The sequence below is a fragment of the Ureibacillus terrenus genome (assembly GCF_006569205.1).
GTDB classification, from domain to species: Bacteria; Bacillota; Bacilli; order Bacillales_A; family Planococcaceae; genus Ureibacillus; species Ureibacillus terrenus.
Map to the genome: position 1 here is coordinate 50,044 of NZ_VIGD01000012.1, position 16,188 is coordinate 66,231.

Genomic DNA, 16,188 nt, shown 5'->3' on the forward strand with positions numbered 1-16,188 from the left:
ATATATTCCTGTGGTAAAGTTAAGATAGTAGGAATTCTGGATTTTGTCCGGTTTCTGCTGTTTTACGTTATAGTCCTGTTGTAATAGGTGAAAAGGAGGAAAAATATGCAAGATTTCCATTATCAACTGTTAGCAATTATATTGTACATGGTTGCAATGTTGTTAATCGGCTGGTATTCGTTTTTGAGAACCAGCAACTTAAAGGAATTTATGTTGGGAGGGCGTGGATTAGGTCCCATAACGACCGCATTAAGTGCCGGGGCCGCTGATATGTCCGGGTGGCTCTTAATGGGATTGCCGGGCGCCATTTATGCCGCCGGTTTAGTGGAAGCATGGATCGCCATCGGATTAACGGTCGGCCAATACTTGAACTATATTTTAGTCGCACCGCGTTTGCGCGTTTATACGCATGTTTCCAAAGATTCCATTACGATTCCGAGCTTTTTGGATAACCGTCTGAGAGACAATACAAAATTGTTGCGGATCGCTTCAGGAGTTGTCATTCTTGTCTTCTTTACGTTTTACGTGTCCTCCGGCATGGTATCGGGGGGGAAGTTTTTCCAAAGTTCCTTCGGGCTTGATTACCATTTAGGTATGCTGATTGTTGCAGGGGTAGTGGTTTTATACACGTTATTCGGAGGATTTTTAGCGGTAAGTTATACAGACGTTGTGCAAGGGACGATTATGTTCCTGGCATTGATCTTGGTGCCGCTTGTTGGGGTTTTTGTTACAGGCGGATTGGGTGAAACGGCGAATTCCATCACCGCTGTAAATATGGAGCATTTGGAATTGCTTCCATCCACAGCAGCTGCCGCGGGGATTATTTCCTCAGTCGCATGGGGACTTGGTTATTTTGGACAACCCCATATTATCGTCCGGTTTATGGCCATTAATACGGTTAAAGAAATGAAAAATGCCCGCCGAATCGGAATCGGATGGATGATTTTAAGCCTTGTTGGAGCGATTTGTACGGCGCTTGTCGGAGTCGCATACTTCCAACAGAACGGTTTGACGCTTAATGACCCTGAAACGATCTTCATTGAAATGGGGAAAATCCTATTCCATCCATTTGTTGCCGGAATTTTGCTTGCAGCCATCTTGGCGGCTATTATGAGTACGATTTCATCCCAGCTGATTGTTACTTCTTCTGCGTTGATCGAAGATATATACAGAGTGCTGTTTAAAAAGGATGCTTCCGATAAGCACTATGTGACGGCAGGACGTTTGGCCGTTCTGGTAGTATCAATCGTAGCCATCCTATTGGCTTGGAATCCAAATAACACCATCTTGGATCTAGTCGCTTTTGCGTGGGCCGGATTCGGTTCTTCCTTTGGTCCGATCATCATCCTTGCGTTATATTGGAGAAAACTTACAAATATGGGGGCATTCAGCGGGATGGTTGTCGGAGCGATTGTTGCATTTATTTGGGGTCAATCCGATGCGCTTTCAGGAATGATTTATGAAATGGTTCCGGGATTCTTCTCCAACTTAATTGTTGCGGTAATTGTCAGCTTATTGACATATAAGCCAAACAAGGAAATCGAGGAAGAATTTGACCGGACATTGGAAATATTAAAAAGTGAAAAAGAATCATAAAATGTATTTGGAAGGGTCCACAATCGAAGGTGGGCCCTTCTTTTTTGGAAATGGTATACTTTACTATAACCAGGAAGACCCATGTTTGGAGGGAAGAATATGGCTCGTTTAAAAGAAGTGGAAACGGTGAAAGAAAAGGCGATATTGGTAGGTGTCAATATAAACGATCCCAACTTCGAATATTCCATGGAAGAATTGGCGAATCTCGCGGAAGCTTTGGATGTGGAAGTGCTGGGTCAAGTGACGCAAAATCTGGAGCGCATCAATCCATCACATTATGTCGGGAAAGGGAAAGTGTCCGAAATCAAAAATTTTATGGAAGAAACAGGCGGAAATCTCGTCATTTTTAATGATGAACTCTCGCCGTCCCAAATCCGCAACTTGGAAAGGGAGCTGGATTGCAAAGTCATTGACCGGACAACTTTGATATTAGATATTTTTGATCGCCGGGCGAAAACGAAAGAGGCAAAACTGCAAGTGGAGCTTGCACAGCTGCAATACATGTTGCCGAGACTTGTGGGGCTCTATTCTTCTCTTTCGAGACAAGCCGGTGCAACGGGCGGGAGCCTTCGAAACAGGGGGCTTGGTGAAACAAAATTAGAGCTGGATCGGCGCAAAATCGAAGATCAAATTTCAAGATTGCGGAAGGAACTTGAACAAATCGAAGAGCAACGGGAAACCCAAAGAAAGAAAAGAAGAAAAAATGAAATTCCGGTAGTATCCCTTGTCGGATATACCAACGCAGGAAAATCGACAATCATGAACAAATTGATTGCAAGATACGGACATGCGGAAAAAGAAGTATTGGAAAAGGATATGCTGTTTGCCACGCTGGATACCTCTGTGCGAAAAATCGAATTGCCGGATAAGAAACAGTTTTTGCTTACGGATACGGTCGGATTTGTCAGCAAACTGCCCCATCAATTGGTCAAAGCTTTCCGCTCGACATTGGAGGAAGCGAGAGAAGCGGATTTATTACTGCATGTGGTGGATGTTTCGCATCGTGAATATCCGTTTATGATGGACGTAACTACCCGGACGTTAAAAGAAATTGGGGTTGAAAATGTTCCAACCATTTATGTTTATAATAAATGCGATTTGGCCAATGTTCCTTATCCACGGGTTTATGGAGACGACCTCTGGATTTCGGCAAAGGAAGGGAAAGGCCTGGATGAATTGATTGAATGCATTCGTAAACATATTTTCTCTGATTATCATCTTTGTGAGATGTTTGTTCCATTCCGCAGGGGGGATATAGTGTCTTATTTAAATGAAAATGCCACGGTAATTTCATCGGAGTATGAAGAAGAAGGCACAAGATTGAAAGTGGAATTGAAGGAAGCGGATTTTAAAAGGTTCGAGGAATTTGTGGTAAAAAAATAAGGAAAAGATCGGGGAAAATCGTTCCCCGCTTTTTTATGCAATCAATGAAAAACCAAGTTTTAATTATTTTAATATAACATATTAAAGGGTTGGTGATAATTAATTACAGAAGAAACGGTCTGAAATTTAGGAAAATAATAAATAAATTAAAAATTTTAACATTTATTTTTTATATTGATAAAATTTAGAATTTTATTTATAACTATTAACTGTAATTGTGCGGAAGTGACAAATTTTTCAGAAAAAAGAAAATACATCTTTAAGAAAGTAGGTATGCTGATGTTATCAAAAGAAGAGATATTGAAATCTGTTCCCCGGAAAGGTTTTTTTGGACATCCTAAAGGTCTGTTTACGCTGTTCTTTACGGAGTTCTGGGAACGTTTTTCGTATTATGGCATGCGTGCGATTTTAATCTTTTATATGTACTATGAGCTGCATGAAGGCGGTTTAGGTCTCGAGCGGGGCACTGCAAACTCCATTATGGCCATCTATGGTTCTTTGGTGTATATGTCCGGCATTGTCGGAGGATGGGTTTCCGACCGCATCTGGGGTCCCCGCAAGACAATGTTTTACGGCGGGATACTGATAATGATAGGGCATATTATTTTAGCCCTGCCCCTTGCATTAACAGGTCTTCTTTTATCAATGGCGTTTATTATTATCGGCACAGGTTTGTTAAAAACGAATGTATCTTCCATTGTCGGAGAGATTTATGATGAAAATGATAACCGCAGGGATTCCGGTTTCAGTATTTTCTACATGGGAATCAATATGGGTGCGTTTTTGGCGCCGTTCATTGTTGGTACAATCGGAGAAACTTACAGCTTCCATTTAGGCTTCGGCTTGGCGGCTGTCGGAATGTTTATCGGTTTAACCATTTATACAATCACGCAAAAGAAAAACCTTGGATTGGCAGGAACCCAAGTGCCAAATCCATTGAACAAAGCAGAAAAGAAAAAGGCGATGCTGAATTTTGCGATCATTATTGTACTGGTGGCGATTGTATTAGGCGGATTATATGCGGCCGGCAATTTGACAATGGGCGTATTCAGCACGATCATCACAACGCTCGGAGTATTAATTCCTACTGCATTTTTCATTTTAATGTATAGAAGTCCGAAAACGACAAAAGATGAAAAATCCAGAGTATTGGCATATATTCCATTATTCATCGCAGCGGTGATGTTCTGGGCCATCCAGGAACAGGGAGCAACCATATTGGCGACTTATGCAGATACAAGAACCGATTTGAATGTCGGGGAATTTGAATTAAAAGCTTCCTGGTTCCAGTCCTTGAACCCGTTGTTTATTATCATGTTTGCACCTGTATTTGCGTGGTTATGGATGAGGCTTGGACAACGGCAGCCTTCAACGCCGCTCAAGTTTTCCTTGGCACTGTTTTTCGCGGGCGCATCCTTTTTGGTGATGATGATTCCTTCAAAACTTTCCGGCGGTACAGAATTAGTGAGCCCATTATGGCTGGTATTGTCATTCTTTTTGGTCGTAATCGGGGAACTGATGCTTTCGCCTGTCGGACTATCGGCGACGACTAAACTTGCCCCGCAAGCTTTCGCTTCCCAGACAATGGCTCTTTGGTTTCTTACAAGCGCAGCGGCGCAGGCCATTAACGCACAGTTGGTAAGATTATATGAAGCGGTTACGGAGTTTGCGTATTTTGGTATGCTTGGCGGACTATCGATGGTTCTTGGTTTAATCATATTATTGTTAACTCCTATAATTACTAAAGCAATGAAGGGAGTTAAATAAGAAAAAACGTCTCAATTGTAAGGGTTCAGGCAAATGATGCAACATAATTCGCAGAGCCGGTGGAGAAATGTTTCCATCGGCTTTTTTGTTTGAAAAAGCCTTATTTTTAGATGATTTTCATTTTCAATTGATTTTTCAAAATTTAGTACTTATAATGTTTATGTACTCGATTATGATAATCATTATCAATAAAAACAGAAAAAGATGGGGACAAAAAAATGAGGTTATGGGTATTGATCTTAGCAGCAATCATCCTGTCCTTCATCTCGCTGTTCATAGGAGCAATCGACATCAAACCCGCTGATTTGTTGGATTGGGATTCGCAGCAGGCGCAAATTTTTTTGATCAGCAGGGTGCCCCGGTTGCTTGCAATCATTTTAGCGGGTGCAGGAATGAGTATTGCTGGTTTAATTATGCAGAGTTTAAGCAGAAATAAATTCGTATCACCTACTACGGCAGGCACATTGGATGCAGCGAAGCTGGGAATTTTGATTTCCATCTTATTGTTCTCGCAAGCGGCATATATGCAAAAAATTATTTTCAGCTTTGTTTTTGCGTTTGCAGGGACGATCCTGTTCATGCAAATCCTGGACCGGATCAAATTTAAGGATCCTGTGTTTGTGCCGTTGATCGGTATCATGTACGGTAATATCCTATCCTCCATTACGACTTTTTTCGCGTATGAAGGGGATTTGATCCAAAACATAAATACTTGGTTAATGGGAAGTTTTATGCTTATTATCTCAGGACGTTATGAACTTTTATATGTCAGTGTTCCTGCGATCATTTTGGCTTATTTATATGCTAATAAATTTACAGTTGCCGGCATGGGCGAGGATTTTGCCAAAAACTTGGGCTTAAGTTATAAAGCCGTGCTGAATCTAGGATTAATCCTTGTGGCAATCATCTCGACCACGGTCGTTTTGACGGTCGGGGTCATCCCGTACCTGGGATTGATTGTTCCGAATATTGTCTCCATTTATATGGGGGACAATTTGCGCAAAACAATTCCCCATACCATTGTATTGGGAGTTGTATTCCTATTAATCTGCGACATTATTGGAAGAGTTGTAGTGTATCCATATGAAATTCCTGTCAATGTGACAGTCGCGGTAATAGGCAGTTTGCTCTTCTTAATCATGTTGTTTAGGGGGAGAGCATATGCGAAGTAATATAGTGAAATTGATTGTGCTGGCGATTATTGGGATTATTTGTATTTTGCTTTATGGATTTTATGATATCAAAGGCGGATTCGATTATGCTTTCCCTCGGCGCATGATGCGGGTCGGAGCGATGGTTGTGACCGGTTTCGCCATCGCTTATTCAACAGTGGTGTTCCAAACGATCACCCACAACCGAATATTGACACCATCGATTATGGGGATCGACTCCATGTATGAAGTTGTTCAAACGTTGATTTTCTTCTTTGCCGGCTCCTCGTCGATATGGGTGGTTAATCAATATTTAAACTTTACAACGGCGCTTGCCGCAATGATTCTGTTTGCCTTGCTGCTGTATCGGACGATATTCCGTGCGGATAAGTATCCGATTTACCTGCTTTTATTGATGGGGATGATTATCGGTACTTTCCTGGGAAGTTCCGTGTCCTTCTTGCAGGTGTTGATAGATCCCGTCGAATATTTGAGTTTGCAAAACTTATTGTTTGCCAGCTTTACAAGGATAAAGGTAGAGCTATTGTTCATTGCAAGCATCATTTTGTTGATTTCCTTTATTTTGGGATACAAATTGCTGCATCAATTGGACGTGGCTTCGCTTGGCAGGGAAAATGCGATTAATTTGGGAGTAAACTACGATCGTTTAGTCATGCAGGTTTTAGTATTATCATCAGTGCTTATTGCCACATCAACGGCGTTGGTCGGTCCAATTACTTTTTTTGGATTGATTGTCGCCAATCTTTCTTATCATTTTTTTGCAACTTACAGGCACTCCGTATTAATTTTGGGTGCCGGATTATTTAGTGTAATCGCTCTCGTAGGCGGGCAGTTTTTGGTTGAACATGTGTTTGAATTCAATACTACTTTAAGCGTCATTATCAACTTTGTAGGCGGAATCTACTTTATTTATTTATTACTAAAGGAGAGTAGGGCTGCGGGATGATTGAAATTAAAGGGTTGACGAAAAAATATGGAAATAAACCTGTTGTCAGTGATGTTTCGTTGACAATTCGGCCACATGCGATTACTTCCTTCATCGGGCCAAACGGTGCAGGGAAGTCAACCTTGTTGTCGATGGTTAGCCGATTAATAGATGCAGATACAGGGGAAGTATTATTGGATAACAAGAATGTGAAAAGTTGGAAATCAAGTGAGTTGGCAAAGCGGGTTTCCATTTTAAAACAGTCCAATTTCTTAAATGTTCGATTAACAGTAAGGGAACTCGTGTCCTTTGGTCGCTATCCTTATTCGAAAGGCAGATTGACGCCTGAAGACGAACAATATGTGGAAAAAGCGATTGAATATATGAATTTGAAAGAGATTGAGGACAAATATTTGGATCAATTATCAGGCGGCCAAAGACAGAGGGCGTTCATCGCAATGGTGATTGCCCAAGATACGGATTATATTCTTTTGGATGAGCCATTGAACAACCTGGACATGAAGCATTCCGTGCAGATTATGAAAATATTGCGCCAGCTTGTGGATGAATTGGGTAAAACGGTTGTCATCGTATTGCATGACATCAACTTTGCTTCTGTTTATTCGGATTATATAGTGGCTTTAAAAAACGGAAAAGTTGTGAAAAATGGACCTACCGACGAGATTATCAATTCTGAAGCGTTGAGGGAAATCTACGATATGAATATTCCGGTTCAGGAACAAAATGGATGCCGGATTTGCGTATATTTTAATTCCCATACTTGATTGGCATGAAAATGATTTAGAAAAGTGTCGGCGCTTTTCTAAATCATTTTTTGTAAAATATTCAAAAAACATATTGACGAACCAAAACTTGATCATTATAATTAAATTCGGTTATTGATAATGATTATCAATATCAAAAATTTCTTAGGACGGGAGAGAGGAATGAGATGAAAAACTGGAAATTATTCGCAGTTATTCTTGCAACGCTGGTCTTTATCTTGGCTGCTTGTGGCGACGATAAAGCGGAGAAAGATACAGGCACAAATACAAATGAAAATAAACAAGAAGCTTCGGGAGCATTCCCTATGACAATTTCCCCTACAATTGCTGAAACGAAGGATGAAGAATCAGGCCAGACTACGGTTTACGAAGATGTGACGTTTGAAAAAATGCCTGAAAGAATCGTTGTATTCGACTTCGGTTTCTTAGATACACTGAATGCTTTGGGTGTTGAAGGCATTGTTGGCGTTCCAAAAGACGGCACGTTGCCAAAACATCTTTCTAAATTTGCTGGAGACGAATATGCAAGCGTTGGTAACTTGAAAACTCCGGACCTTGAAGAAATTGCTGCATTAGAACCGGATGCCATCTTCATTTCAGGTCGCCAAGCGACATTCTATGATCAATTAAAAGAAATCACGCCAAACGTAGTCTTCGTTGGCACTTCCCAAGACGATTACTGGGGCACATTCGAGAAATCTGTTGATATTGCAGCAAAACTGTTCGGTAAAGAAAAAGAAGCTGAAGACTATTTGGCAAAATTTGATTCGAAGCTTGATGAAATCAAAAATTTAGCCGGCCAATACAAAACTTCATTAGTAACTATGTACAACGAAGGTAAATTATCCGGTTTTGGCAAAAATTCACGTTTCGGATATGTATATGATATTTATGGTTTCACTCCGGTAACTGACGACATTGAAGCTTCATCCCACGGTTCAGATTTCGGGTTCGAATCGATCTTAAAATTCGATCCGGAAGTATTGTTCGTCATTGACCGTACAGCAGCTATCGGCGGACAATCCAACATCGAAGCGGACATGGAAAATGACATCATTAAGCAAACTCAAGCATACAAAAACGGAAAAATCGTTTACTTGGACGGTGCGCTTTGGTACTTATCCGGTGGCGGTTTGCAATCTGAAATGTTGAAAATTGAGGAAATCTTGGAGGAATTAAAATAATATAAAAGAAGTAATATAAAAGAAGCTGTCCGTAATTGGACAGCTTCTTTTATTTCTGCAGAAGTTATTTTCCAGAAATAAGAAAAAACGTTAATAAAACAGGGAGAGATAAAGGAAAAATTTTTATTTATTTAGGTATTATTTATACATAAAGCTGGCAATTTAATTGATAAATACTCTTTTATGGAGGGAAAAGTGGGAAATTACCGATTGTTCATTGCGGGATTCATGTCCTTTGCCCTTTTTATTGCTTTGCGTTATACTTATGATTCCTCTTTTTTTGTTTCCTTTGATGAAAATATGCGGTTATTGTTTGCCGGAAACAAGTTGATCGGTTTGTTTCATTATTTGGGGGAAACGAAATTCATTATTTTCATTACGTTGTTTTTATTGTTATGGTTATGGTTTAAATTCCAGAATTATTGGGGGATGTTTTTTGTCACTTTGACCATTCCGGTTGGCATTTTGTTGAATCAGCTGGTGAAAAAGTGGGTGAAACGGCCGCGGCCTGAAATAGAAGATCAGCTGGCCTCCTTCAGTTTTCCTTCCGGCCATGCAATGGTGGGGATGCTTTATTTGTTTACAATCGCATTTTTGCTGTCTGAGCGGACATCCGTCACAATAATGAAATGGTTGTACTGGATCGGAGCCGGTGTCATCGCTTTTTTCATCGGCTTATCCAGAGTGGCCGAAAGCCGGCATTTTGCGACTGATGTGATTGCCGGATGGCTTCTGGGGTTGACATGGTTCTGCATTTGCGTTTATTTGTATAAAAATTTGAAGAGGAATCAGATTACAGAAAAATGAAACGCATCTTCAGCGTTTCATTTTTTTATAAGTTTTTTTAGAGCAAAAAAAATAGTTTTGGAAAAGAAAGTTGCACTTAGGAAAAATTCGTGTATATAATATAATACTAGTAAAGAGAATGAAAGGATGTTACAATGAACGACATCGTTTTGGCGTTTAGCCTGACACTGCTGGCAGGGCTGGCAACGGGCCTTGGCGCGCTGATCGCATTTTTTACTGAAAGAACAAATAAAAAGTTTTTATCGGCAGCGCTGGGCTTTTCGGCCGGTGTCATGATTTATGTTTCGTTAATTGAAATATTCTTTAAAGCCAAAGATGCATTAACCCTTGCATTGGGAGACACAAAAGGCTACTGGATGACAGTAATAGGCTTTTTCGGGGGAATGTTGTTCATTGCATTGATTGATAATTTCATACCCAACAAGACGAATCCGCATGAAGTAAAAACCGTTGAGGATGTACAACAAGCAGAACGGACGCATAAGGAAATAGAGAATGTAAAGTTGATGAAAGTGGGAGTTTTTACGGCATTGGCAATAGGGATTCATAACTTTCCGGAAGGCATTGCGACATTTATGTCCGCGATGCATGATCCAAGCGTCGGAATTGCCATAGCCATTGCCATTGCCATTCACAACATCCCGGAAGGAATAGCTGTTGCCATTCCGATTTTTTATGCCACAGGCCAGCGTATGAAAGCATTTAAACTCTCCTTTTTATCAGGTCTGGCGGAACCAATCGGCGCTCTCGTAGCATTTTTAATATTGATGCCGTTTTTAAATGATGTTATGTTTGGAATTATTTTTGCTGCAGTTGCGGGGATTATGGTGTTTATTTCCCTTGATGAACTGCTTCCGGCTGCGAAGAAATATGATGAAACCCATTCATCGATTTACGGTTTGGTAATCGGGATGGCTGTGATGGCGGTAAGCTTGATTTTATTATCCTAATAAAAAAGGAGTTGTTTGGAAGTCCAGGACTTCTGAACAACTCCTTTTTTATTTATAATTTTGAAACGCTTGAGATTTCTTCCACATGGACACCGTGTTGATCCGGTTTTGTCAAAATGATTTTGTGTGTTGGGAACAATTCTTCCATTTTTGCAACGAATTGTTGGCCAATGGATTCAGGAATAATGGAAATCATTGTCGGTCCTGCGCCGCTTAACGCGGTTCCATATGCCCCGGCTTTTTTCGCTTCTTTGCGAATTTCGTGGTAATAAGGAACCAGGTTTGCACGGAACGGTTCGTGGAATAAATCCGATTCCATATATTTTCCGATGCGTTCATAATCTTTCAGCACCAGTGCTGCCGCGAGCATATTTGCGCCTGCGCTGGCTTGGACGGCATATGGCCGTTTGAATGTATCCGGCAGGACATTTCTTGCTTCCGCCGTTTTTAATTTCACATCCGGAATGAATAGGACAAAGGATGCGTCAAGGTCATGGATGTGAATCGTATCGACATTGCCTTCATCATCCATTGAGGAAATCGTAAGGCCGCCTAAAACAGAAGCAGTTGCATTGTCCGGATGACCTTCGAATTGAGAAGACAAATTTAATTTATCTTGGACAGTCAATTGAAGGTCGCAGAGAAGGTTGGCAATTTCAATGCCGGCAACGATTGCCGCCGCACTGCTGCCAATGCCTCTTGCAAACGGCAATTCGCTCGTCATCTCAATCCGGCAGGCAGGCATCACTTTGTTATAACGTTTTGCAGTTTCGTTGGCAATTTTATAAATTAAATGGTCTTCAATTTCAAATTTTTTTGGCAAGTCTTCGGACAAATGGATAATTTCCCACTCATCCTGAAGGGTAACGGTCAATTGCAAATATAGAGACAAGCTGAGACCGATCGAATCAAACCCAGGGCCTAAATTTGCGGTACTACCTGGAACAGTGATCTTCCACTTTTTACTCATACTAAACCCTCGATATAATTTCTTATTTCTTCCATGTCGTTTTTCAAAGAAACGACTTCAACAGTTGAAGCATTCATTGCAGTATCAGGGTCTTTTAGACCGTTTCCTGTAAATACTGTAACGACTGTGCTGCCTTTTTCGATTTTTCCGTTATTTACGGATTTAATGACGCCGGCAAGGGAAGCGGCAGAACCCGGTTCAACAAAGACACCTTCACTTCTTGCTATTTCTTTGTAAGCGGCAAGAATTTCTTCGTCTGTTACAGAATCGATGATTCCGTTTGACTCATCGCGGGCGGCTTCTGCATATTTCCAACTTGCAGGATTTCCAATGCGAATTGCTGTTGCCACTGTTTCCGGGTTTTCGATTGGATGGCCTTTTACGATTGCGGCCGCTCCTTCCGCTTCAAAACCGTACATTTTAGGAAGCCCGGAGTTTTTCACGGCATGATATTCTTTAAAGCCTTTCCAGTAAGCTGTAATATTTCCTGCGTTGCCGACAGGAATGCATAAATAGTCAGGAGCTTTCCCTAAAGCATCCACAATTTCAAAGGCAGCCGTTTTTTGTCCTTCAATTCGGTATGGATTGACAGAGTTGACAAGGGTAACTTTGCCTTCTTCGCTGATTTTGCGGACGATGGCAAGCGCATCGTCAAAGTTTCCGTCAATTTCAATAATTTTTGCTCCATACATGCAGGCTTGTGCAAGTTTTCCAAGAGCGACTTTCCCTTTTGGGATCACAACGATGGATTGGATGCCTGCACGTGCTGCGTAAGCGCTGGCAGCGGCAGAAGTGTTCCCTGTTGACGCACAGATGACGCATTTTGCACCTTCTTCGACAGCTTTTGCCACTGCGACAACCATGCCGCGGTCTTTGAAAGAGCCTGTCGGGTTTAGCCCTTCATATTTTCCGTATAATTCAATCCCCAGTTTTTTGGACAGATTTCCTAAATAAATTAAAGGAGTATTTCCTTCATTTAAAGTCAATTTCGGAGTTTTCTCCGTTACAGGTAAAAATTCTTTATATTCTTCAAGCAAACCTTTCCACATACTATTATCTCCTTTTGTTTCCGCTGGATGAACAAATGTTTTTGTATAAAAGACATTTTAACGCACAGTATTAGTATATTTCAATAGAAAACGAAAAATTTAGACGAATATTTACATAATTATCATTTTATCATAAAACCGAAAGGCTGTTGCTTGCGATTCATGGAGAATCCGTTTATTGTAAAAGTAACAATTCAAATGTAAAGACAGGTGAAATGGCAATGAAAAATCATACGGGACAAAACACTGGCAGCTCAGGCATTTCCCGCAATAAATTGCTGGGAGTTTCCGGGATTGGGTGGTTGTTTGATGCGATGGACGTCGGCATTTTGTCATTTATTATTGCCGCATTGGCCCTTGATTGGGGCCTTACGCCCAATGAAAAGGGGCTGATCGGAAGCATCAACTCCATCGGAATGGCGGTAGGGGCTTTCCTTTTCGGTATGTTGGCCGATAAAGTAGGAAGAAAAACCATTTTTATTGTCACATTATTGTGTTTTTCGATAGCCAGCGGGCTGTCCGCTTTCACAACCACTTTAACTGCATTCCTTATTTTGCGTTTCATTATTGGAATGGGGCTTGGAGGAGAGCTGCCCGTAGCTTCCACGCTTGTTTCCGAAAGTGTACCGGCAAAAGAACGCGGCCGGATTGTAGTATTGCTGGAAAGCTTTTGGGCGGTTGGATGGCTGTTGGCAGCGATTATCGCATATTTTGTCATTCCAAGTGATGTTTGGCCGATCGCGGGCTGGCGGGTGGCGTTAATTTTGACGGCGATTCCGGCATTATATGCAGTATATTTGCGCCTGCATCTGCCTGACTCTCCGCTGTTTGCCGCAAAACCGGAGGCGAAAAGACGTTCTTTCATCCAAAACGTTGCAGGTGTATGGACGAAAAAATATGCAAAATCCACGCTAATGTTGTGGGTTTTATGGTTTGCAGTTGTGTTTTCTTATTATGGAATGTTTTTATGGCTTCCAAGTGTAATGGTTGAAAAAGGATTCAGTTTGATTTCCAGTTTTAAATATGTGCTGATCATGACGCTTGCGCAACTGCCGGGTTATTTTACGGCGGCATGGTTTGTAGAGAAAATAGGAAGAAAATTTGTGCTTGTCACTTATTTGCTTGGAACGGCTGCCAGCGCTTATGTGTTTGGACAAGCAGATACGGTGGCGGTGCTGTTGATCTCAGGAATCCTTTTGTCGTTCTTTAACTTGGGTGCTTGGGGAGCTCTATATGCCTATACTCCTGAACAATATCCTTTGGTAATCCGCGGTACAGGGGCAGGCATGGCGGCCGCTGTCGGACGGGTAGGAGGCATTTTCGGTCCGCTGCTCGTGGGTTGGATGCGTACGGCAGGATTTGATTTTGGAGTAATTTTTGCTGTATTTTGCGCTTCCATTGTGATTGGAGTCGCAGCGGTAATATTTTTAGGAAAAGAAACGAAACAAATGGAATTGGAGTAAATAACTTCGAAGGAAGCTTATTCTATGGATAAAGCTTCCTTATAAATTTGACAATTTAATGAATATTTATAGATTACTGTGCATTATTTTTCTGAAAACTCATTGTATTCAATTAATATACATGCTAACCTACTTTATTATAAAGTTGGATATAATATTGAATTTCATGAAGGAGGAATTCTTTAAGAAAATGAGTTTTTGTGATGAAGTGAAGAAGCGCTTTATCCGTCTATCAAGAGGACAACGCAAAGTAGCGCAATTTGTAATCGATAACCCCCACATCGTTGCTACCCATATTGCTTCCGAAGTAGGTAAAATCATTGGTGTAAGTGAATCCACAGTGATTCGCTTTTGTTATGCAATGGATTTATCCGGATATAGTGAATTGCAAGAAAGACTCCGAAAAGATTTATCTGAATCCAATAAGGTCATGACAAAAGAAGAGACAATCTCTGTCGGCAAAAAACATGAATATTTATTCAGTGAAGTGATGAACAGGGACGTAACAAGCATCTTAAATACAATTCAATACGTAGATGCTGATCATTTCCAAAAAGCGATTAACTATTTGCATGAGGCGGAAGAGATTTACACTTTAGGTTTCAGACAATGTTCCCCTTCCACAAGCTATTTGACTTCAATGTTAGAGAGTTTAGGGAAAAAGACAACCCAAATCCAATTTAATGTGGAAGATATCGTAAAACAAATGAAAAAAATGGATAAAAATTCATTACTGTTTGTGATCGCTTTGGATTCCGTGTTGGAAGATATATTAACAATTGCGAAAATCGCCAAAAATAAAAAAGTTAAAATTATCGCCATTACAAACTCAACGGTTTCTCCTGTCCGCGATTATGCGGATGTCAGCTTTGTGGTTGGTACACAAAAACAGTTTGTTTTTGAAGTAAATACTGCCGCCAATTCTATTGTACATGCCCTTGTCGAAGGGATGATTTTGCTCAACAGAAATTACTTTAAAAATTTCAGCAATTTAAATACTCCATTAGAACGGGATCTGCATTTTTTGGAAGAGGAAACGGCACCGGTGAAGTGATAGGTTCGGCATATTCGTAAAACTTTTAATTTTACGAATATGCTATTATTTTGAAAATTTTGTCGAAAGCAACATTTTTCTATTTAAAGGTAGTTGTGATAAAATAAACGGGAATGATATACAAAATTGGGAGGAACTAATTAAGATGGGCAAAGTGCTAGTATTCGGACATAAAAATCCTGATACAGATTCGATTACATCAGCAATCGTTTACGCTTATTTAAAACAGCAGCTTGGTGCGGAAGCTGAAGCGGTAAGACTTGGCGAAGTCAACAATGAAACAAAATATGTATTGGAGAAATTCGGATTCGAGGCACCAAGACTTATTTCCGATGTAAGTGAAGAAGCGAGCGAAGTGATTTTAGTCGACCACAATGAACGCCAACAATCTGCAGACGGAATTGAAAATGTGAAAATCTTGGAAGTGATCGACCACCACCGCATTGCGAACTTTGAAACAGCTGACCCGTTATATTATCGAGCAGAACCTGTTGGATGTACAGCAACAATATTAAACAAAATTTTCAAAGAAAAAAATGTCGAAATACCTTCAAACATTGCAGGTTTAATGTTGTCTGCCATCATTTCCGACACCCTTTTATTCAAATCCCCAACTTGCACGGAAGAAGATGTGCAAGCGGGCAAAGAGTTGGCGGAAATTGCAGGTGTCAATTTAGAAGAATACGGTCTTGCCATGCTTAAAGCGGGTGCGGATCTATCGGATAAATCATTGGAAGATTTGCTAACTTTAGATGCGAAAGAATTTACTTTCGGCACAGTGAAATCCATTGTTGCCCAAGTGAACGCGGTGGACGTGAATGATGTATTAAACCGAAAAGGAGAATTGGTAAGCCTGCTTAACAAAAACGTTGAGGAAAAAGGGCTGAACTTATTCTTCTTCTTCGTGACAGATATTTTGAACAACGATTCCGTGGCGATTGTTGCAGGAAATGCTGCCGAAGATGCCGCAAAAGCATTCGGCAAAGAATTGGTGGATCATCAATTTGATTTGCCGGGCGTTGTTTCCCGCAAAAAACAAGTCGTTCCGGTATTGACAGATGCATTAAGCTAGTAATAAAAAAA

At 40.7% G+C, this 16,188-nt stretch carries 14 protein-coding genes; 12 read left to right on the plus strand and 2 right to left on the minus strand.

Annotation, left to right across the window (positions count from 1 at the left end):
* Positions 1-105: 105 nt before the first annotated feature.
* From putP to zupT, 9 genes are all read left to right on the plus strand, one after another.
* On the plus strand, positions 106-1,596 hold the full coding sequence (gene putP / locus FKZ59_RS10045) for a sodium/proline symporter PutP (RefSeq protein WP_141602628.1): 1,491 nt from the start codon (positions 106-108) through the stop codon (positions 1,594-1,596).
* A 99-nt stretch (positions 1,597-1,695) separates the two neighbouring features.
* A complete protein-coding gene (hflX, locus tag FKZ59_RS10050) occupies positions 1,696-2,979 on the plus strand; it encodes a GTPase HflX (RefSeq protein ID WP_141602629.1) in 1,284 nt (427 codons plus the stop codon).
* 273 nt (positions 2,980-3,252) lie between these two features.
* Complete coding sequence (locus tag FKZ59_RS10055; protein WP_181733265.1) at positions 3,253-4,746, plus strand: peptide MFS transporter; 1,494 nt, start codon at positions 3,253-3,255, stop codon at positions 4,744-4,746.
* Between the two features lie 218 nt (positions 4,747-4,964).
* Entirely contained in the window at positions 4,965-5,918 is a 954-nt protein-coding gene (locus FKZ59_RS10060) for an ABC transporter permease (protein WP_141602631.1), read from the plus strand.
* On the plus strand, positions 5,908-6,864 hold the full coding sequence (locus FKZ59_RS10065) for an iron chelate uptake ABC transporter family permease subunit (protein WP_141602632.1): 957 nt from the start codon (positions 5,908-5,910) through the stop codon (positions 6,862-6,864). The genes FKZ59_RS10060 and FKZ59_RS10065 overlap by 11 nt, the downstream gene beginning before the upstream one ends.
* Positions 6,861-7,628 (plus strand): iron ABC transporter ATP-binding protein, encoded by a 768-nt coding sequence (locus tag FKZ59_RS10070; protein ID WP_141602633.1) that lies wholly within the window; start codon positions 6,861-6,863, stop codon positions 7,626-7,628. Before FKZ59_RS10065 ends, FKZ59_RS10070 begins: the two co-directional genes overlap by 4 nt.
* A 167-nt stretch (positions 7,629-7,795) precedes the next feature.
* On the plus strand, positions 7,796-8,812 hold the full coding sequence (locus tag FKZ59_RS10075) for a siderophore ABC transporter substrate-binding protein (RefSeq protein WP_141602634.1): 1,017 nt from the start codon (positions 7,796-7,798) through the stop codon (positions 8,810-8,812).
* A 195-nt stretch (positions 8,813-9,007) separates the two neighbouring features.
* Entirely contained in the window at positions 9,008-9,619 is a 612-nt protein-coding gene (locus FKZ59_RS10080; RefSeq protein WP_246045864.1) for a phosphatase PAP2 family protein, read from the plus strand.
* Positions 9,620-9,753: 134 nt separating this feature from the next.
* Entirely contained in the window at positions 9,754-10,569 is an 816-nt protein-coding gene (gene zupT, locus FKZ59_RS10085; protein ID WP_141602635.1) for a zinc transporter ZupT, read from the plus strand.
* A 52-nt stretch (positions 10,570-10,621) separates the two neighbouring features.
* Here the strand turns inward: zupT and thrB are convergent, their stop codons facing one another.
* Complete coding sequence (gene thrB / locus FKZ59_RS10090; protein ID WP_141602636.1) at positions 10,622-11,539, minus strand: homoserine kinase; 918 nt, start codon at positions 11,537-11,539, stop codon at positions 10,622-10,624.
* Entirely contained in the window at positions 11,536-12,588 is a 1,053-nt protein-coding gene (thrC, locus tag FKZ59_RS10095; RefSeq protein ID WP_141602637.1) for a threonine synthase, read from the minus strand. Before thrC ends, thrB begins: the two co-directional genes overlap by 4 nt.
* Before the next feature lie 221 nt (positions 12,589-12,809).
* Between thrC and FKZ59_RS10100 the strand changes: the two genes are divergently transcribed.
* The 3 genes from FKZ59_RS10100 (at position 12,810) to FKZ59_RS10110 (ending at position 16,177) form a co-directional block, all read left to right on the plus strand.
* Positions 12,810-14,051 carry an MFS transporter gene (locus FKZ59_RS10100; protein ID WP_141602638.1) on the plus strand — a complete coding sequence of 414 codons (1,242 nt, stop codon included), beginning with the start codon at positions 12,810-12,812 and terminating at the stop codon, positions 14,049-14,051.
* Positions 14,052-14,241: 190 nt separating this feature from the next.
* Positions 14,242-15,105 (plus strand): MurR/RpiR family transcriptional regulator, encoded by an 864-nt coding sequence (locus tag FKZ59_RS10105; protein WP_181733267.1) that lies wholly within the window; start codon positions 14,242-14,244, stop codon positions 15,103-15,105.
* A 145-nt stretch (positions 15,106-15,250) separates the two neighbouring features.
* Positions 15,251-16,177, plus strand: a complete 927-nt coding sequence (locus FKZ59_RS10110; RefSeq protein WP_141602640.1) for a manganese-dependent inorganic pyrophosphatase — start codon at positions 15,251-15,253, stop codon at positions 16,175-16,177.
* Positions 16,178-16,188: the final 11 nt, after the last annotated feature.